This window comes from Sporosarcina sp. SAFN-015 (genome assembly GCF_059415085.1).
Genome location: NZ_JBPFDR010000010.1, coordinates 66,549 through 87,139, shown reverse-complemented (window position 1 = coordinate 87,139; position 20,591 = coordinate 66,549). Strand labels below are relative to the sequence as shown.

The following is a 20,591-nucleotide window of genomic DNA, read 5'->3' as shown; positions in this document are numbered from 1 at the left end:
CGAATTTCATATGATACTTTGGATTATAGGGAATCCCCGTCCCCGTGTCAATCCTTCGCTTCCAGAAAATCGAAAGGAGTGATACCTTGCATACCGATCATCGGGTCGATTCCGAAAATCGTCTCCTTTGTCAGCCTATACTCTTTCGGGATTTCCGGAATTTCACTGACGGCTTCGATCGGTTCAACTTGTAGCTCATCGTCTTGCTGAGCTATTACAGTATCTGTCCGGTCTTCAAAAGTGGATTCCTTCCGCAGCCGGTCTTTCAACGTCGTCTGCCGTTCCAGCTCATCCGTCCGGTTAATACCGATTTTGAATTCTTCCGGCTCACCGCAAAGGATAAGGAAGTTTCTAGCCCTAGTTATGCCTGTATATAAAAGATTTCTCCGCAGCATTTTCCTATATCCTCGGACTATCGGCATTACGACAATAGGAAACTCACTTCCTTGGGACTTGTGGATGGAGCAGCAATAAGCGAGCGTAATTTGATTTAGATCATTTCGCTCATACTCCACTTCGATTCCATCATAAGAAACAATGAGCAATTCCTTTTTATCGACTGTCTCCTTCGCCTTAATGATGGAAATGACTTCTCCCATATCACCGTTGAATACGTTGCTTTCGGGTTGATTGACGAGCTGGAGCACTTTGTCCCCAATACGATAGACGACATCACCGAAGACGACTTCTTTCCGATCAGGTCCAGGTGGGTTTACCATCTGCTGGATCATTTTGTTCAGTCCATCAATGCCTGCAGGTCCTTTATACATAGGTGCTAGAACTTGAATGTTCCTAATATGGTGACCTTTCGAAACGGCGTTTTTCACGACCTGTTCGACCACTTCGAGTATCTGATCCCCGTTTGCTTTTATGAAAGAGCGGTCCGACGTTTTTCTAGTGACATCATCAGTCCACTTTGCATTCTTAATCATATGAGCCATTTCTATGATTGTCGATCCGGCGCTTTGTCGATAAATCTCAGTCAGTTCAACGACCGGAATCTTTTCCGAGTCGAGCATATCCTTTAACACTTGGCCTGGACCAACAGGTGGAAGCTGATCTTGGTCGCCGACGAATAATACTTGGATATCATCATGTAAGGCTTTCAGAAGCTGATGCGCAAGCCAAGTGTCGACCATAGACATTTCATCGATAATGATGAGCCGCCCTTCCACCTCTCTACCGACTGCATCATCCTTTTCTTGTCCATTGAATCCGAGAAGCCTGTGGATAGTCATTGCAGGCAAACCTGTCGATTCAGACATTCTCTTCGCCGCTCGTCCAGTAGGTGCTGCTAAAACGATTGGAAAGGTCTCTTCTTTATCCGCATAGTACTTCGGGTCAAGTGATAGGCCGTGCAGCTCCGCAAATACTTCTACTAAACCTCGGATGACAGTCGTTTTCCCCGTTCCCGGTCCACCTGTTAAAATCATAACAGGTGAATGGAGAGCTTTTTCAATGGCGGCCACTTGGGTTTCAGCATAGCTGACGCCAAGCCTCTCTTCCGCTTCACCTATCGCCTTTCGGATTTCAGATACCGGAAACTTGTCGGAAAGATCATTCTCCATAATTCTATCCATTTTAGAGGCGATGCCAATTTCCGAAAAATAAAGTGAAGGAATATAAAGCCTTTTTCCTTCTCCGCACAGCTTACTCTCCTCAACCAACTCAATGATACTTCGGGAAATATTGTCAAATGGCACTTCTTCCGATTGACTCGATTCAAGCAACCGCTTCACTTCGGGCAGTACTGTCTCTGCCTCTAAATAGACATGCCCAGCGGACTGAACTCCTTGGTTCATCGTATGAAGGATTGCGGCTTTTACTCGTGATGGATGTTTGCCAGTGATTCCGAGCTGTCTGCCTAATTCGTCTGCCCGTTGAAATCCGACTCCCTCTACGTCTTCAATTAGCCTAAATGGATTTTCTTTTAGCAGCTCGATGACTTCCTCCCGATACGTCTGGTAAATGCGCATCGAAAGCTGGGGACCGAATCCCCACTCATTCAACTGGACCATGCTTCGTTCCAACCCAAGGTTTTCCTGAAGAACGGTAATGAGGGTCTCTTTCCGCTCTTCCGACAGCTTTGGAACCCGATCAAGCACATCAGGATTTTCGAGTATCTGTTTAATGGCATCTTTACCTAATGTTTTCACAATAGTGTCGGCAGTTTTCCTTCCGATTCCAGGAAATAGATCACCGGATAAGTAATGGACGATTCCCGTTTCGGTTTCTGGCATTTCTTTTGTGAACGTGTGGACATCGAACTGTTTCCCATAAGTCGCATGATTGACAAGTCTTCCCGTCAATCTATAGTCGTCTTCGTTCGCCAAAGGAGGAAAATTTCCTTTAATGACAATTTCCTTATCTCCATAGCCGCTATTCGTTTTACTTATTTTCATTTTCACAATGGAAAAGAGATTATCAGGATTATGGAAAATAGTGACGACTGGCCGTCCAACGATAAAAATCGCTTCATTATTTCCTTTTCCTTCAGCCATACAGATCACCGCCTTACGTTTAGCCCATTTTAGACATTAACCTAATTTGATCATATCGAATATATATCGTGCTTGTGTATGATCAGGTTCAATCGTAAATGCCTTTTCCAAATGGAAAAGTGCATCATCCTTCCGATCGGTTGAGACCGCGTAAAGGACACCTAAATTATAATGGGCATCCGCATTTTCTTTATCTTTCTCTATGACAAACGATAATTCCTTCCTCGCTTCTTCAAAGAGCTCCATTTCCGCTAGTAAAATTCCGTACGATAAACGTATTTCCAAATCATCCGGCACTAACTCTGCCGCTCTTTGAAAATACGGTAAAGCGAGCTTTGGATTGTCTGATTGTTTCAAGCTCTTTCCAAGCATGAAAAAAGCATCCGCTTCATTCAAACCTGCGCGAATCGCCTTTTCATACAATTTTGCCGCCTCTTCAAATCTTTCATTCGTATAATAAAGATTTCCTAATCCATAAAGCGCAGAACCTGCATTTTCATCCAAACTGATCGCTTTTTGGAAAAACCGTTCTGCCCTGTCTGTATCACCGGCTGAAGCGAAGACATTTCCAAGATTAATATAGCCAACTGGATTCTCAGGTTCCTGCTCTGCAGCTTTCATAAACGCTTCAATCGCCTTTTCGTATTCCCCTTCTTGCAGGGCTTTGATTCCTATTTCATTGTGTTCCATACTATTTCCTCTCATCCTACATAATCTAAATGCATGCCATTTTTTATTACTTTATCAATCGTTCCTCCACCTAGACATTCTTCGCCATCATAAAAGACGACTGCCTGTCCCGGTGTGATTGCTCTAACAGGTTCAGCAAAGATGACATTGGCATTGCCATCACCAGTTAATTGAACTGTCACTTTCGTATCCGGCTGACGATAGCGGAATTTCGCTGTACACTCAAAAGTAGTAGGTATTGTGCGTGCAGTCGCAAAGCCAATGTTAATAGCCGTTAAGCTATCGGAATAAAGTGCGTCATGATGGAATCCTTGACCGACGAGCAAAGTATTTTCCTTTAAGTCTTTGCCGATAACGAACCATGGATCGCCTGCACCGCCAATCCCTAGTCCATGTCGTTGACCGATCGTATAATACATCAAGCCATCGTGTTTGCCGACCGTCTTGCCGTCCATTGTTTTCATAGCTCCTGGTTGAGCAGGCAAATACTGTCCAAGGAATTCCTTGAAATTTCTTTCCCCGATAAAGCAAATGCCTGTGGAGTCTTTTTTCTTTGCTGTCGTTAACCCTGCACGTTCAGCGATTTGTCTTACTTCTGATTTTTCAAGGCCGCCGATCGGGAACATTACTTTTTGCAATTGCTCTTGCGATAGTTGATTGAGGAAATAAGTTTGGTCTTTGTTTTCATCTTTCCCTCTAAGCATTGCAACGCCTTGATCCGTTTCAACGACTTGCGCATAATGTCCTGTTGCCAGAAAATCCGCGCCGAGGCTCATTGCATGATCCAGGAATGCCTTGAATTTAATTTCCTTGTTACACATTACATCAGGGTTCGGAGTTCTTCCTGCTTTATATTCCTCAAGAAAATATGTGAAGACTTTGTCCCAATATTGCTGTTCGAAATTAACCGCATAATAAGGAATGCCGATTTCATTGCATACGCTGATGACATCTTCATAATCTTCGGTTGCCGTGCAAACACCGAATTCATCAGTATCATCCCAGTTTTTCATAAAAATGCCGATTACATCATATCCTTGCTCTTTTAATAGAAGAGCAGCAACAGATGAATCCACTCCACCAGACATACCAATGACTACCCGCGTTTCGGCTATTGGTTTATTTGTAGTTCTCATACGTATTCATCCTTTATTTTTTCATTTCACAAGCCGCTTAATAATTTGTGTTGTTTTCATCGCTGCATCGCGGACCGACTGTTCATCGAGACCAAGACCAAAGCTAAAACGTACAGAATTCCTAAGTTTAGGAGAATCATTTCCCCACATCGCAGATAATACATGCGACGGTTCCAACGATCCTGCGGTGCATGCAGAGCCGCTCGATACCGCGATACCCGCCATATCCATATTGACGAGTAACGATTCAATTTCAGTTCCATGAAAGCTGATATTCACAACATGAGGAAGCCGATCGACTTCATCCGCATTTACTTCGAAGTCAATTCCTTCTTTACGGAAGATGTCAGTCATGATTGCTTTATATCGATTATATTTTTGATGATTGTTTTCAATTTCATTTCTAGCAATTTTTATTGCTTCCGCAAAACCTACAATGGCAGGGACATTTTCTGTTCCTGCGCGTCTTTTCCGCTCCTGTTCTCCACCGAATTGAAGCGGAGTCGTCTGGAGCCCTTTTCTTTGGTACAGGAAGCCGACGCCTTTAGGTCCATTCAATTTATGGGCAGAGACGCTGAGCAGATCAACTTGCAGTTCATTTACATTCAACTCCATAATTCCGAATGCTTGGACAGCATCGGTGTGGAAAATAGCTTGATGGTCCTTAACGATTGCGCCAATCTCTTTAATCGGTTGAATCGTGCCAACTTCATTGTTTCCGTACATAATTGAAACAAGCACTGTTTGATCGGTCAGCGCCTCGGCAACCTGTTCAGCACTTATCCTACCGTTTTCATCAACGGGCAAATATGTCACATGAAAACCGCTTTTCTCCAACTCCTTGCACGAATTCAAAACAGCATGGTGTTCAATCGCTGTCGTAATAATATGATTCCCTTTTTCCTTCATTGCAGCGGCAGTACCAAAAACCGCAATATTATCGGCCTCTGTGCCTCCTGATGTAAAAATGATTTCATTCGGTTCGGCATGGATTGCTTCCGCCATCGTCTTGCGTGCGTCATCCAGCAATTTTCGGGAATTACGTCCAAAGCTATGGATGCTTGAAGGATTGCCGAAAACTGTATCCATTGCATTCATATAAACTGCACTTACTTCTGGATGGATCGGAGTAGTGGCGGCATGGTCCAAATATATCGTTTGCATAATAAAACTCCTTTAATGATTAACTTCAAATGTAGAACATATATCCATCAAGATCAGTCGATTCGTCCGACTCCACCAAATCTTTGATTGTCGTTGTGTCTAGCACTTCGCGTATCGCGTCACCGATTCGGTTCCATAACGACTGTTGCGGAACTTTGTCGTCCTCGATTCCTTCTACGACCTGGATAGGGCCTTCAAGCAATCTGATAACGTCGCCCGCGGTAATTTCACCTGGCGGCTTTGCAAGTTTATAGCCGCCATATGCACCACGAACACTTTTCACAATACCGCTATTTCGTAATGCCGGAATGAGCTGTTCCAAATAAGCTTCCGACAAATTATGCTCTTCAGCAATTTTTCGTAATGGCAATGGCCCTTCTCCGTACTTCTTCCCAAGTTCCACAACTACAGTAAGGCCATAACGGCCTTTCGTAGAAATCCTCATATATAACCAACGTCCTTTTCTCGTCCATTTCACTTAGTAATTCATCGGTTCACTTCAAAATATTATAGCATAACTGCCGTCAGGCTTCCTTCAAATGACTTCGTGCTTACCGTCGTGTATAATAGTGGAACGGATGTACGGGGGAGTGATTTGATTGCATAATGAACCGTTAGCGTTTCGCATGAGACCTAAAAACATAGATGATATTGCAGGACAGCAACATATAATTGGAAAAGAAACGGCACTTTATCGGATGATCAGCAAAGGACATGTCCCTTCTATGCTGCTATACGGAGAACCAGGAATCGGAAAGACATCATTAGCCTATGCCATTGCAGGTACGAGCCACTTGCCATTCATCGCATTGAACGCGACAGTTTCAGGGAAAAAAGATGTCGAGGAAGTTGTTGCAGAGGCTCGGATTACAGGTAAAGTCATATTGTTCCTTGATGAAATTCATCGTTTCAATAAACTACAACAAGATACACTGCTTCCTCATGTCGAAAAAGGATCAATTATCCTAATCGGCGCAACGACTGAAAATCCTTTTCACGATGTAAATCCTGCCATCAGATCTAGATGTGGCGAGATTCTTCAATTGAATCGGTTGGAGTCTGAAGACTTGGTCAAATTGCTTGAACGGGCATTACACGATGAAGAGCGCGGCCTAGGTAAAATGACGATCGAGATGACAGATGACCAAATTCGTAAAATTGCAGAAGGCGTGAACGGCGATGCCCGAAAAGCGCTAACATTATTAGAATCTATCATTTCTGCAAGCGATGAAGAAGAAGGCAAAGTCGTTATTGAAGACTGGCTTATCGATAATCTAATCGGAAGAATTGGGCTTGTCGGGGATAAAAAAGGATCGCATCATTATAATTTGCTATCCGCCTTGCAGAAATCAGTGCGTGGCAGTGATGTGAACGCTGCTATTTTCTATTTGGCTAATTTACTTGAGACAGGTGACCTCGTTGCGGTATCCCGCCGTCTACTTGTCATGGCATACGAAGATATCGGTTTGGCGGCACCGGAAGTTGGCCCTCATGTGCTTGCTGCAACTGAGGCAGCTGTCCGGCTAGGTATGCCCGAAGCGCGAATTCCATTGGCGAACGCTGTCATTGAAATGTGCCTTGCCTCCAAATCGAATTCCGCTTATAAAGCGATCGATTCTGCAGTGAAAGCGATCAACGAAGGAAAAACGGGAGATATCCCTCTTCACTTGCGTGATACGCATTATGCAGGAGCAGCTGAACTTGGACATGAGGGATACCGTTACCCTCACGATACGCCGATCGGCACATTTGGTGGATGGGTAAATCAGCAGTACTTGCCAGATAAAATTAAACAGGCAGAGTTTTACGAGCCGATTATTGCAGGAGAAGAGAAACGACTGGCAGGCATTTATGAACGGCTAAAGGCGTTTAAGAAGGAGAAATAAAACAAAAAAGAGCACCGTCCTCACCGAATACGAGGATGGTGCTTTCTGTTATAGAATATACTTATCCATTTTGAGTACGAGCTCAGCAATTTCTGGTTTACTCACTTGATCATTCGCACCGACGCTGATTCCTTTATGTTTAAGTTCATCAGTGATCAATGACGAGAAGATAATTACCGGTAACATCGCCAGTTCATTATTTGCACGAATTCTCTTCGTGAAATGATGCCCGTCCATTTGAGGCATTTCAATATCAGTAATGATTAGTTGAATTTCATCACTCACCTTTTTACCTTCAACAATCAAATTTTTCAAAAATGCTAATGCATCTTTACCGTTTTCAAAGAACTCAATATTACCGTAACCCGCTTCTGTTAATGTTTCATTTAATAATTTCCGTAGCAACGCAGAATCTTCTGCAATGAGAATCTTTTTATGAGACCGATCCCTAACACCTAGCTTTCTTACTTCTTCGACTTGAATTCCGCTTTCCGGATTAATGTCAACGACGATTTTTTCAAAGTCCAAAAGTAGAAGCATGTCATTCTCACGTTTGATGACGCCGATTACTTGGGAAGCGTCCCCAGTGTACAAATCTGCCGGTTTTTCAATTTGATTCCATGATACGCGATGGATTTGCGCGACTTCATGGACATGGAAAACGACTTCTTGCTTATTAAAGGCGGCGACGATGTATTTTCCTTCGTTTTTGCCGATTGTTTGCGGCAGCCCCATTACTTTTTCCATATTGACAACAGGAAGGACCGCCCCTCTGAGCTGAATGATTCCTTCGATGGATGGATGAGCGTGTGGGATGACTGTGATCGGTGTAGGAAGAATGATTTCTTTCACTTTGATGACGTTGATTCCATAGCGGTTGTCTCCCATTTGGAATTCGACGATTTCAAGTTCGTTCGTACCGCTTTCTAGTAAGATTCCATCCTGTTTTTGCAATGGTTTCAATCCTTCCAATTTCTATATTATAATGCTTAAGTTTCATGATTTTCGACCTACTAATTGATTGTATCAGGTGGGGATAAAGGGAACAAGGCTTTTTCAATACCGGATTTCCGCTTCAGGCAGTCGCTTTCTGTGGGCATGGCTTCAATCTCCTCATCGCTTTGCGCCTCCAGGGCTTTCAGCTCAAGCTTTTCCCACAGGAGTCGCCGCCTTTCGCTACAATCCTGGAGATTCCTTTAGAAAACAGTAAAAGCTGTTTCCCTAAATAACAGGAAAACAGCTTTATTTTTACTTCTTGTCCCTTACTCTTTCGATATGAATGTCTTTTACGATATCGTTGAGAACCCAGCTTGCGCAGACCAACCCTGCAGCGGAAGGGACGTAGGAGTTTGATGCAGGCGGCATCTTCGCCTTGCGAATTTGCGCGTCCGGGTTTCCGACTGTGTCGGCGACGTCTTCTCGGATGACAATTGGGCTTTCATCGGAAAATACAACAGGGACCCCTTTTTTGATACCTTCCTTTTTCAATCTGAGTCTAATCACTTTTGCGATTGGATCGGTGTGCGTTTTAGAAATGTCCGCAATTTGAAAACGGGTTGGATCCAGTTTATTCGCAGCTCCCATACTTGAAATGATCTTGATGCCTCTTGAAACACATTCTTTAATTAAATGGATTTTATAACTGATTGTATCTGATGCGTCGATTACGTAATCGGGTTTGTAACTGAAAAACTCTTCGTACGTATCTTCTGTGTAGAACATATGAAGACCGATCACTTCGCAATCTTTGTTCACATCATGGATCCGTTCTTTCATCACTTCAACCTTTGACCGGCCGATCGTTGATAATGTTGCTACGAGCTGACGATTGACATTCGTAATGTCTACTGTATCTTTATCAATAAGAATAATCCGGCCGACGCCACTGCGAGCGCAGGCTTCTGCTGCAAATGAACCGACACCGCCAACGCCTAGTATAGCAACAGTCGTTTGACGCATTAAGTCGACGCCTTCCTTGCCTATAGCCAGTTCATTCCGGGAAAATTGGTGCAACAATGGTATTCCACCTCTCCGTATATAAGTCAATATAAAACCCCTCCGCAGGACGCCAGAGGGGGATATAATCTACCAAGTGTTTGTAAAAGAATAGGAACGAATCCCGAATGTGCCGTCTTTGTAGTATCGTTTTGAACCCGCACTCAGCAGGTGGGTGCTTCATCAGTCTCTTCTGAAGTCCCTTTACTAGGGCATTCCATCCAAGCCAGAATGAAAGCTCCCTACGATAAATATGTTCGGTCAAAACTGATTTGCAAAAAACGTACACTTCAGGATTCGTATTACTTGTATACTACCATACATAATAATTGCGTTCAACGATTTTACTTCCGCATTTTATTACATTTTTATTTCAATAGCTTGTCCATTCTACTCATTTCGACTGGATAGAAATCCCTAATTCGGAAAGTTGTGCGCTATCCACACTGCTTGGTGCTTCTGTCAGCAGGTCGCTTGCACTTGCAGTCTTCGGAAATGCAATTGTATCGCGGAGATTTGTCGAACCGGATAATAACATGACGATTCGGTCCAATCCAAATGCGATTCCTCCATGCGGAGGAGTCCCATAATCAAAAGCATCAAGCAAGAATCCGAATTGCTCGCGTGCTTCTTCTCCGGAGAAACCGAGAGCTTTGAACATTTTTTCCTGAACGTCACGTTGATAGATCCGCAACGATCCGCCGCCGAGCTCATAACCATTTAACACGAGGTCATACGCCTGTGCTTTAACATCGTTAGGATTTGCTTCAAGACCAGCGACATCAGCAGGCATTGTGAATGGGTGATGGGCAGCAAAGTAGCGCCCTAGCTCTTCGTCGTATTCAAATAATGGCCATTCAGTGACCCAAAGGAAATTGAACTTTGTTTCGTCAATGATATCCAACTCTTTGCCAAGTTTTAATCGAAGTGCTCCTAATGCATCGGCGACGACCGATTTCTTATCCGCCACGAATAATAGAAGGTCGCCTGCTTCAGCTTCAAGGGATTTCGCCAAAACTTCTCCAGCTTCACCTTCAAAGAATTTTGCAATCGGCCCTTTCAAACCTTCCGCATCAACTTTTAGCCAAGCGAGCCCCTTTGCTCCATACCGCGATGCAAACTCCCCTAATGCATCGATATCTTTTCGCGAGTAATTGTCCGAAGCGCCTTTTACATTGATTGCCTTCACTTGCCCGCCAGATTCGACTGCTCCTGCAAATACTTTAAAGCTAGAATCTTTCACGATTTCGGATACGTCTTGCAGTTCCATACCGAAACGAGTGTCCGGCTTATCCGAACCGAAACGTCCCATTGCCTCATCGTACGGCATGCGCTTGAACGGGATTTCTATATCGATTCCTTTAACGTCTTTCATCACTTTTTTCATTAGACGTTCGTTCAATTCCATAATGTCTTCGATCGACATGAAGCTCATTTCCATATCGATTTGAGTGAATTCTGGCTGACGGTCAGCACGAAGGTCTTCATCGCGGAAACAACGTGCAATTTGATAATATCTGTCGAAACCGGACACCATAAGCATTTGTTTAAATAATTGCGGAGACTGCGGCAATGCGTAAAATTCACCAGGATGGACACGGCTCGGAACTAGATAATCTCTCGCCCCCTCCGGTGTTGACTTCGTCAAAATCGGAGTTTCTACTTCTAGGAAACCTTCTCCATCCAAGAAGTTACGAACCGTTTTTGTAATATCGGAACGCATTTTGAATACTCGTGCGAGTGCTGGACGACGAAGATCCAAGTAACGGTATTTCAACCTCAGCTCATCATTGACATCCGTTTCATCTTCTAACATGAATGGAGGAGTTTTTGCTTCGTTGATGATGTGCACCTTTTCTACATGCACTTCAATCGAGCCGGTTTTCACTTTCGGGTTTTTCTGCTTCTCTTCACGCTCAACGACTTTTCCTGTCACTTCAAGAACATACTCATTACGCACAGTTTCAGCGATTTCAAGCGCTTCTTTAGAGAAATCTGGGTTGAAAACGACTTGAACAATCCCTTCACGGTCCCGTAAATCAATGAATATGAGACCTCCAAGATCTCGTCTTTTCTGTACCCAGCCTTGTAATGTAACTGTCTGGCCAATAACTTTCTCCGTCAAATGTCCGCAATAATGTGTCCGTTGCATATCGTTCATCAACCTTCCTTAATTCAACTGTTCTTTTATTTTTCCGATGATGCTTGTGTCTTCAATCGTTTCTTGGGAGCCGTCAGCCATATTTTTCAGTTGAACAACATTCTCTTCAACTTCTTCTTCACCGATGACGATGACCGCTTTCGCGTTGAACCGATCTGCCGACTTCATTTGAGCTTTCATTTTCCGATCCATATAGTCCATATCAGTACGAATGCCAGCATCCCTTAGTTCGTTCAATATTTTGAAGCCTTTCCTATGTGCCGATTCTTCGAGAGTTACGATATATACGTCGAGTTCTGCTTCCTGTGTAAACGACTTCCCTTCCGCTTCAAGTGCTAGCAAAAGGCGCTCGATGCTCATCCCAAAACCGATGCCAGGAGCGGATGGACCGCCAATCTCTTCCGCAAGGCCATTGTATCTGCCTCCGCCACAAAGTGTTGTTATTGCACCGAAGCCTGTTGCAGTGCTCATAATTTCAAAAGCAGTGTGATTATAATAATCGAGGCCACGAACTAAATTCGGATCAAGTTCATACGAAATGCCGATCTCATCCAAATAGCCTTTCACTTGTTCAAAATAAGCTGCTGACTGTTCATTCAAATAATTGGCCAGTGAAGGCGCAGTTCCCATTAGAGGATGTTCGCGATCCACTTTGCAGTCCAGTATGCGGAGTGGGTTTTTCTCAAGTCTTGATTGGCAGTCATTGCAAAACTCTCCAATATGCGGAGTAAAGTGAGCAACGAGAGCATCCCGGTGAGCGTTTCTTGAATCTCGATCACCTAACGAATTAAGGACGAGCTTTATATCCGTTAAACCTGCTTGCTTATAGACACCCATTGCCAAAGCTATTACTTCAGCATCGATTGCTGGATCCGCACTGCCGATCGCTTCTACTCCAAACTGGACGAATTGACGATATCTTCCTGCTTGCTGACGTTCGTACCGGAACATCGGACCTTGGTAGTACAGTTTCACTGGCTGATCAGGATAGCCAAACATTTTATTTTCGACGAATGAACGTACAACCGGTGCAGTCCCTTCCGGACGGAGGGTCATCGAGCGATTACCACGATCCGTGAACGTGTACATTTCTTTTGTCACAATATCAGTAGTATCCCCTACCGTCCTTTGAAACAATTCAGTCTGCTCAAAAATTGGCGTTCGGATTTCCTTGTAACGGTATTTGTCACACACATCGCGAATGATCGATTCGACTTTCTGCCATTTCCACGATTCAGAAGGCAAGATATCTTGCGTTCCTCTTGGCACTTTGAAATTCATTTGACTTCCCCTTCTTTCACTTTTTCTGAACCGAGAGAACAAAAAAAGCCCCCATCCCTTGTTTATACAAGGGACGAGAGCTTATGTCAGCTTCCGCGGTTCCACCCAAATTGGCACAAAAAACATGCCCACTCGTACCCGGATAACGGCCGGTTCCGTCCATACCTACTGATAAAATTTGTTCAGCATGGAGCCTCAATGGTGTTGTTCACTATATCCGTCTGTAGGATGGATTTCAGCCACGTCCATCCCTCTCTTGTCAGCCTGCAATACAGTTACTTTCCATGTCTTCGGCAAATAGTTGTTTTGAATTAACCATAATCTTAATCATTCATTCATGAAGTGTCAACCTTTTTCATTTCATTGTGGTTTTTTCTTCACAAAACTTCTACAATGGAAAAAAGGGAGAGTGATAGTTTGTCGAAATTTAGCAAGTGGATTCTAGCTATCATCCTTTTCGCTTCGATTGTTTGTGAGATGCCTACAATTTCTGCTCAAGGCGAAACAGTCATCATCAATACAAAATCCCTAAATGTCCGTTCAGGACCAGGACTCACCTATCCTGTGACCGGTTCTATGAAAAGAGGGGAACGAGCAGAAGTGCTATCCACTGCAGGCGATTGGCAAGAAATCAAATTCGGAGCGGGTACAGGATGGATTGCTTCATGGCTTGTTGTCAATGAAGGAGCTACGAAGCAAACGGCAACAACTGCCGTATCGAAAGTGAATGCCTTGAACATCCGGACCGAGCCTTCATTAAACGCAGCGGTCATTGGACAAATGAATGCCGGTGAAGAAGCTGTGATGACAGGCCGTCAAGGTGAATGGGCTTCCATCTCTACAAATGCCGTTGACGGATGGGTACATACTGATTACATTACTGAAATTCAACAAAGTGCTAAAGGACAAGCCGGTACAAAAAATAAGCAGGCGGAAGCGAATAAAACTGGGCAATTTACAGTATCTGTCGATGCGCTGAATGTCAGAAAAAATCCAGATTTATCATCTAAGAGAGTTGGCTTAATTCATAAAGGAGAATCCTACCAAGTCGAAGAAACTGATGGAAACTGGGTCCGTCTATCCTTAGGAAAGAAATCCTCCGGTTGGGTGTATTCATTCCACGGAACATTGAGCCCAAAAAGCACATCCGGCGGCAAATCAACAGCTAGTAATAAACAAGTAACCGTGTTAACGAATGGAACAAATTTAAGATCCTCTGCAACGACATCATCGTCCATCGTCACAAGGGCGAATGCCGGGGAGAAGTTATCTGTCGTCGGTGAAGACGGCGATTGGTATAATGTTTCACTATCTTCAGGAGAAACGGCTTATATTGCCAAGTGGGTCGTTTCAACAGGTAACGTGGCCCAGACAGAACGTACTGACGACAAGAAGAAGACAGCTAGGGCATCAGGCACGTTAAACGGTCTCACAATCGTCGTGGATGCTGGCCATGGAGGCAATGACCGCGGTACGACAGGAGCGCGTGGAACAGACGAGAAGCTCTTGACATTGGCGACTGCAGAGCTGTTGTCTGCAAAGCTTAAAGCTGCAGGTGCCACTGTTGTCATGACGCGTGAATCAGACACATACATTTCTCTTCGCAAACGCGTTTCCGTCAGCCAGCAATCGAATGCCGATGCATTTGTCAGCCTTCATTATGATGCTAACCCTGATACATCGGTCACTGGTTTCACAACGTATTACACGCATAGCAATCAAAAATCGTTGGCCTCTTCTATCAATGAAGGACTAGCATCGACGATTAACTTGCGAAATCGCGGAGCGCAGCCGGCCAACTTCCTAGTATTACGGGAAAATCGTCAAAATGCAGTTCTCATCGAATTAGGATTCTTATCAAATCCATCCGAGGAACGGATTCTGACTACCGAAATGTTCCGCGAACAGGCAACTCACGGAATTTATCAAGGTCTGCTTGAGTTTTTCGATGGCGAATGACTTGCAACACCATGGGATTTTTAATTCCATGGTGTTTTTTTGATGAAAAAATAAGCCATGGAATTAAAAATCACAGCCCCGTTTTATTAGGGCTGCAATGAGATCATTTCGATTCAACTATTATCGTTACAGGACCATCATTAACGAGGCTTACATCCATCATGGCGCCGAATACACCGGTTTCCACCTTCAAGCCTTGCTGGCGGAGCGCTTCGTTGAAATAATTCCATATAGGTTCTGCCTTTTCCGGTCTTGCAGCTTCAATGAAGCTTGGACGGCGACCTTTTCTTACATCGCCATACAGTGTGAATTGGGAGACAGAAAGAATTTCACCGTCCACTTCATCAATAGCCCGGTTCATCTTCCCTTCTTCGTCCTCCCATAAACGAAGACCCGCAATCTTTTTCGCAACGTAGTCCGCATCCTGCTCAGTATCCTCGTGCGTAATTCCGACAAGGAGGACATACCCTTTCATAATGGAACCAGTCACTTCGCCATCGACTGTTACAGATGCATTTCTAGCTCTTTGTAAAACAACTTTCATGCAAACACCTTCCTGCTTAATGAATCACCCGCTGGACAGAATAAATGTCTCGAATTTGTTTAATCCGATCGACAATTCTATGCAAATGGGCAATGTCCATAATCTTAATCGTCATGCTAATTTTCGCAAGCTTATCACGATCCGCTTTTCCGCTTACTGCAACTATCGGTGTTTTCGTATCCGCCACCATCATCATCACTTCATTCAGAAGGCCTTGGCGGTCAAATGCGGAAATCTCGATATCGACTTGGAATTCCTTCCGTTCATTGTTCATGCCGACCGACCATTCGACGTCTATGAGTCGATCATTATCTTCATCAGTGAGGATATTCGGGCAATCTGCGCGGTGTACTGAAACGCCACGGCCTTTTGTAATGAAACCGACTATCTCGTCTCCCGGAATCGGATTACAGCATTTTGAAAGTCTGATGAGCAAGTTCTCAAGACCTTTGACGATAACACCAGATTCTGTCGTTCGCATTTGTTGCGGCATTTTCATGTCAGACACGATTTTATCAATCGCATCCTGTTGGTCGCGCTCCCGGCGAATCTTTTCAGCGAGCCTGTTGACGACTTGCTGCGCCGTGATGCCATTGGAGCCAACAGCTGCATACATGTCCTCTTCTGATGTAAAGCTGAATTTGTCGATGGCCCTTTGAATGTTTTCTGGAGTGAGGACGGCTTTCAGATCAAATTCCTGCAGCTTCACTTCTTTTTCTACAAGTTCTGAGCCTTTAATAATATTCTCTTCTCTCAGCTGCTTCTTAAAAAATTGACGAATTTTATTTCTAGCTTGCGATGTATTCGCAATTTTCAACCAGTCACGACTCGGTCCGAATGATTGCTTTGATGTGAGAATTTCGACGATGTCACCTGTGAATAGTTCTGTATCCAACGGAACCATCTTCCCATTCACTTTAGCGCCAATTGTTCGATTTCCAACTTCCGAATGGACCCGGTACGCAAAATCGATTGGAACCGATCCTTTCGGAATTTCAATGACATCTCCATCAGGTGTGAAAACGTAAACCATATCCGAAAACAGATCGAATTTCAATGATTCCATGAATTCCTCAGCATTGGAAGATTCATTTTGGAATTCAAGTATTTCACGGAACCATTTCAGCTTAGAATCAATATTATCCGGCTTTTCCGATACGGTTTTCCCCTCTTTATACGCCCAGTGTGCCGCAACCCCATATTCAGCAATCCTATGCATTTCCTCGGTACGGATTTGAACCTCGAGCGGATCCCCCGCCGGTCCGACTACCGTCGTATGGATAGATTGATAAAGGTTCTGTTTTGGCATAGCGATATAATCTTTAAATCTGCCCGGCATCGGTTTCCATAATGTATGGATAATTCCAAGCACCGCATAACAATCCTTGATGCTTTTAACGATGATACGGATAGCTAGAAGATCGTAAATTTCATTGAATTCTTTATTTTGAAGGATCATTTTGCGATATATGGAATACAGATGTTTCGGCCGGCCATTGATTTCAGCTTCAATGCCCATTTCGGAAATTTCCGCACGAATCGTTTCCATCACATTCAATAAATACTTTTCCCGTTCGTCCCTTTTTTTCTTCATCATATTGACAATCCGGTAATATTGCTGCGGATTCAAATAACGCAGGGCAGTGTCTTCCAGTTCCCACTTTATTGTGGAAATTCCGAGCCGATGTGCAAGCGGCGCGAAAATATCAAGAGTTTCAGCCGCTACTCTCCGTTGCTTTTCCTCAGGGACGTGTTTCAATGTCCTCATATTATGGAGACGGTCCGCGAGCTTGATTAAAATGACTCTGATATCTCTCGCCATCGCAATGAACATTTTGCGGTGGTTCTCTGCTTGTTTTTCCTCGTTCGATTTGAATTTCAGCTTTTCCAGCTTCGTCACGCCGTCGACGAGCATCGCCACTTCTTCACCGAAGTCACGTATGATATCTTCACGGCTTACGTCGGTATCTTCCACGACATCATGGAGAAAACCTGCGGCGACAGTGGAAGGATCCATCTGCAATTCTGCTAAAATGCCAGCTACTTGGATAGGGTGAAGAATATAAGGTTCACCCGAACTTCTGAACTGCCCTTCATGAGCAGCCTCTGCTGCCTCATACGCCTTTTTGACGAACGCGACATGCTGTTCATTCATATATGAGGCAACGATTTCAAATATATCTTCTGCCGTCATGTCACGATTTTTCGCCATTTTTCTACTCCTTTCGACTAATTCCGCAAAAAAATTAAAGATAATTCTATTGTATGTATAAACAGATAAAAATGTAAAGCCCTTAGAACAAAAAAGATCCTCCGCAACTAATGCGAGGATCTTTTTTCTTCAATAAGTGATAAGTGCTTGAATGTCGTAGCCTTTTAGCTTTTCACGGCCACTCAAATACGATAGTTCGATAAGGAACGCGCACCCAGCCACTACTCCACCGAGTTTTTCAACAAGCTCAACTGTTGCACCGACCGTTCCGCCTGTTGCAAGCAGATCGTCCACGATCAATACACGCTGACCAGGCTTGATGGCATCTTTATGAATTGTTAACGAATCCTTGCCGTATTCAAGATCGTACTCGACAGCTATCGTTTCGCGAGGCAGCTTGCCAGGTTTTCGGACGGGTGCAAAACCGACTTCCAATGCGTATGCGACAGGGCATCCGATAATGAACCCTCTCGCCTCAGGACCAACAATAATGTCAGTTCCAACTTTCTTTGCAAATTCGACAATCTGATCGGTCGCATATTTATAAGCATCCCCGTTATCCATAATCGTCGTAATGTCTTTAAAGCTAATACCTTCTTTTGGATAGTCCGGGACGATTGTCACGTAACTTTTTAAATCCATAATTGTTCCTCCCTGTTGACGGTTTCTTTGAAAATCCCATCAATCCAATTTTTCAATTCCATATAGGGTGCATATACAAGCATCTTTTCCAATTCGATTTGACGCTCTCTCTGTTGGTAAGAAGGCGCTTCAGAAAGATTTTTCTTTCCTGCGTCTTCATTTACTATAGCAAGACCATTCTCTATCTTAACAAATCCGAGCTCGGAAAACACCTTTGTCATGAAATAAATTGTGTCGATCTTCCAACCTCGGTGCTTGGACAATTCATGTACTTGCTTCCTCAAATCAAATGTACCCCGCTTCTTCAAAAAGCTATAATACCATCCAAAATGCTCCCGACTAGGAATTCCTTCGAAGTATAATGATTCATTCACGAAGAAATGAGCATATACCCTTTTGGGATTCGTTCTTTCAATCAACTCTTTCATTTGCTCCGTCCCTGCCGGCATATCTAAAATGATTATATGATCGGTTTCCGACAGTTCTATTTGCCCGAACTGATGAATTTGTATATTTTTCAGGATTGGTTGGAAATGGGCAATCGTTGTTTCCTGGAAGGCGATGAATAAATTATTTTTCTCAGGAATGATTGAAATCCACCGATTTGGCTCTCTTATACCACGCAAATCGAAAAGCTGCCAATCCTTAGATTGGATATCGGTGAGCAGCATCTGCGGTTTTTTACGTCCATTCCACTCATTCACTTGAAGATCGCCAGTGATGGATAAAGTGACGCCAGGACTCATTTCATCGGCGAGATATCCATTACCAAAACCAATTACATCAAGGCTATCCACTCCATCGGACAATTCAAGCTTTAAATGATTTTTGGCTGCTCCGATCTTCCTTACAGAAGACAATGATAAGTTCTCGATTAAAAAAACAGGCTTTTCGAATGATACACCGAATGGCCGTAGCAATTCCAATGCTTCCAAAACGTCGACATCAATCTCTCCGATTTCTAGCGGCACATCTATTTGCAATTGCGGAGTTAGCATTTCATCCGTTAAACTCAACTTTCCTTGATCGTTCAACCGATTCCGCAAGGCCACAACATCTTTTATCGAAAGCGACATGCCTGCCGCCATCTCATGGCCACCAAAATGAGGCAATAGGTCACTAGCTTTCGAAAGCTCTTTGAATAAATCAAAACCTGCTATGCTCCGCCCAGAACCTTTTGCGATTCCTGTATCATGATCTATGGAAAGGACGATTGATGGCCTGTAATATTTTTCGGTCAATCGGGAAGCAACGATTCCGACTACCCCTGGATTCCAGCCTTCCCCTGCAATGACAATGACATACGGCAACATATCGCCATACATGTCAACCATCGCCTGTTCAGCCTCATCTGCTATTTTTGTAACAAGTGCTTGTCTTTCTTTATTCAATGAATCCAATTGCTGCGCAATGGACATAGCTTCCATCCGATCATCCGTTTTCAACAGATGGACAGCGGGATCCGCACTCCCTAGACGCCCTGGGGCGTTCAAGCGCGGCCCTATCATGAAACCGAGTGATTCCTCGGACAGCGAATGCTGATCGGTCCCACTTACTTTGACGAGCGCCTGAATCGCTGGTCGATGCGACAAGCGCATCCTCTTGATGCCTTCCTTGACGATGAACCTGTTTTCGTCTTTCAATGGAACTAAGTCGGCGACAGTGCCGATCGCAGCGATTTCGAACAGTTCTTCCGGCACTTCACCTAGTAATGCGCAAGCCAACTTAAAAGCAACACCAACACCCGCTAGCTCACCGAAAGGATAATCGCCTTTTGGATGACGCGGATGAATAATCGCATCTGCAATCGGCAGTTCGTTACCAATTTCATGATGATCTGTCACTATGATATCCATACCGACGGATTTAGCAAAGGCAACAGCCTCCAAGCCGGAAATTCCATTATCAACCGTGATAATCAGCTTTGTTCCTGACTTATGCAGTTCATCGAACAGCCCGATATTCGGTCCATATCCGTGTTCAAAGCGGTTCGGAATAGAGAAGTCGACGTTTGCACCAAGCTGTTCAAGAGCCGTTGTCAATACAGTGACACTTGTGACGCCATCTGCGTCATAATCGCCATAGACGGTAATCTTTTCACCTGTATCAATTGCTAGCTGAATCCGATTGACAGCTTTTTCCATATCGAAAAGAAGATACGGATCATGCAAGCAATTTTCTTCCATATGTAAAAAGGACTTAGTTACCTCTACATCCGTAAACCCTCGTGAAGCTAGAATTTTAGCATGGATGGAAGGGATACTAAGCTCTTTCATGAATGTATTTACGATTGTTTCATCCGGACGGTTAATCGTCCAGTTTTTCATTGATTCTATCATAATGACTCACATCCTCTTATCCCCATTATATCGGAAGATGGCGGACTCTTAAAGGGGATAGCCGGTTTCCTTAATAAATAA

The 20,591-nt window shown here is 43.9% G+C and carries 15 protein-coding genes, 1 other RNA gene and 2 other annotated features (1 of these 18 only partly in view); of the genes, 2 read left to right on the top strand and 14 right to left on the bottom strand.

Going from position 1 to position 20,591, the window contains the following annotated elements; translation table 11 throughout:
- Positions 1-9: a binding site (T-box leader), on the bottom strand; it reaches 192 nt to the left of the window's first position.
- Positions 10-47: 38 nt separating this feature from the next.
- Genes recD2 through cymR form a run of 5 tightly spaced genes read right to left on the bottom strand, consistent with a single transcriptional unit; the run spans position 48 to position 5,936 of the window.
- The gene (gene recD2 / locus ACR65H_RS16130) at positions 48-2,501 is read right to left on the bottom strand and encodes an SF1B family DNA helicase RecD2 (protein WP_440501651.1); all 2,454 of its coding nucleotides are present in this window, start codon (positions 2,499-2,501) and stop codon (positions 48-50) included.
- A 36-nt stretch (positions 2,502-2,537) separates the two neighbouring features.
- A complete protein-coding gene (locus ACR65H_RS16125) occupies positions 2,538-3,191 on the bottom strand; it encodes a tetratricopeptide repeat protein (protein WP_440501649.1) in 654 nt (217 codons plus the stop codon).
- Positions 3,192-3,202: 11 nt separating this feature from the next.
- Positions 3,203-4,327: a tRNA 2-thiouridine(34) synthase MnmA gene (gene mnmA, locus ACR65H_RS16120; protein WP_440501648.1), complete on the bottom strand. Its 1,125-nt coding sequence runs from the start codon at positions 4,325-4,327 to the stop codon at positions 3,203-3,205.
- Positions 4,328-4,348: 21 nt separating this feature from the next.
- Positions 4,349-5,491, bottom strand: coding sequence for a cysteine desulfurase family protein (locus ACR65H_RS16115; RefSeq protein WP_440501647.1), 1,143 nt, complete (start codon positions 5,489-5,491; stop codon positions 4,349-4,351).
- A 25-nt stretch (positions 5,492-5,516) separates the two neighbouring features.
- Positions 5,517-5,936, bottom strand: coding sequence for a cysteine metabolism transcriptional regulator CymR (gene cymR / locus ACR65H_RS16110; RefSeq protein WP_440501645.1), 420 nt, complete (start codon positions 5,934-5,936; stop codon positions 5,517-5,519).
- Positions 5,937-6,090: 154 nt separating this feature from the next.
- On the opposite strand from cymR, the gene ACR65H_RS16105 reads away from it, so the two are divergent.
- Positions 6,091-7,377, top strand: a complete 1,287-nt coding sequence (locus tag ACR65H_RS16105; RefSeq protein WP_440501643.1) for a replication-associated recombination protein A — start codon at positions 6,091-6,093, stop codon at positions 7,375-7,377.
- A gap of 48 nt (positions 7,378-7,425) precedes the next feature.
- On the opposite strand, the gene ACR65H_RS16100 is transcribed toward ACR65H_RS16105, so the two are convergent.
- The 5 genes from ACR65H_RS16100 to hisS form a co-directional block, all read right to left on the bottom strand.
- On the bottom strand, positions 7,426-8,331 hold the full coding sequence (locus ACR65H_RS16100; RefSeq protein WP_440501642.1) for a chemotaxis protein: 906 nt from the start codon (positions 8,329-8,331) through the stop codon (positions 7,426-7,428).
- 294 nt (positions 8,332-8,625) lie between these two features.
- Positions 8,626-9,393 carry a tRNA threonylcarbamoyladenosine dehydratase gene (locus ACR65H_RS16095; RefSeq protein WP_440501640.1) on the bottom strand — a complete coding sequence of 256 codons (768 nt, stop codon included), beginning with the start codon at positions 9,391-9,393 and terminating at the stop codon, positions 8,626-8,628.
- Positions 9,394-9,489: 96 nt separating this feature from the next.
- Positions 9,490-9,672: non-coding RNA, 6S RNA (ssrS, locus tag ACR65H_RS16090), on the bottom strand.
- 94 nt (positions 9,673-9,766) lie between these two features.
- On the bottom strand, positions 9,767-11,524 hold the full coding sequence (gene aspS, locus ACR65H_RS16085; RefSeq protein WP_440501638.1) for an aspartate--tRNA ligase: 1,758 nt from the start codon (positions 11,522-11,524) through the stop codon (positions 9,767-9,769).
- An 18-nt stretch (positions 11,525-11,542) separates the two neighbouring features.
- Positions 11,543-12,814 carry a histidine--tRNA ligase gene (gene hisS / locus ACR65H_RS16080; RefSeq protein WP_440501637.1) on the bottom strand — a complete coding sequence of 424 codons (1,272 nt, stop codon included), beginning with the start codon at positions 12,812-12,814 and terminating at the stop codon, positions 11,543-11,545.
- A gap of 66 nt (positions 12,815-12,880) precedes the next feature.
- Positions 12,881-13,114, bottom strand: a binding site (T-box leader).
- A 117-nt stretch (positions 13,115-13,231) separates the two neighbouring features.
- On the opposite strand from hisS, the gene ACR65H_RS16075 reads away from it, so the two are divergent.
- The gene (locus tag ACR65H_RS16075; RefSeq protein WP_440501635.1) at positions 13,232-14,773 is read left to right on the top strand and encodes an N-acetylmuramoyl-L-alanine amidase family protein; all 1,542 of its coding nucleotides are present in this window, start codon (positions 13,232-13,234) and stop codon (positions 14,771-14,773) included.
- Positions 14,774-14,876: 103 nt separating this feature from the next.
- On the opposite strand, the gene dtd is transcribed toward ACR65H_RS16075, so the two are convergent.
- From dtd to recJ, 4 genes are all read right to left on the bottom strand, one after another.
- Positions 14,877-15,317, bottom strand: a complete 441-nt coding sequence (dtd, locus tag ACR65H_RS16070) for a D-aminoacyl-tRNA deacylase (RefSeq protein ID WP_440501633.1) — start codon at positions 15,315-15,317, stop codon at positions 14,877-14,879.
- Positions 15,318-15,333: 16 nt separating this feature from the next.
- Positions 15,334-17,529 (bottom strand): RelA/SpoT family protein, encoded by a 2,196-nt coding sequence (locus ACR65H_RS16065; protein WP_440501631.1) that lies wholly within the window; start codon positions 17,527-17,529, stop codon positions 15,334-15,336.
- 129 nt (positions 17,530-17,658) lie between these two features.
- Positions 17,659-18,171: an adenine phosphoribosyltransferase gene (locus ACR65H_RS16060; protein ID WP_440501629.1), complete on the bottom strand. Its 513-nt coding sequence runs from the start codon at positions 18,169-18,171 to the stop codon at positions 17,659-17,661.
- The gene (gene recJ / locus ACR65H_RS16055; protein WP_440501627.1) at positions 18,162-20,510 is read right to left on the bottom strand and encodes a single-stranded-DNA-specific exonuclease RecJ; all 2,349 of its coding nucleotides are present in this window, start codon (positions 20,508-20,510) and stop codon (positions 18,162-18,164) included. Before recJ ends, ACR65H_RS16060 begins: the two co-directional genes overlap by 10 nt.
- Between the last annotated feature and the right edge of the window lie 81 nt (positions 20,511-20,591).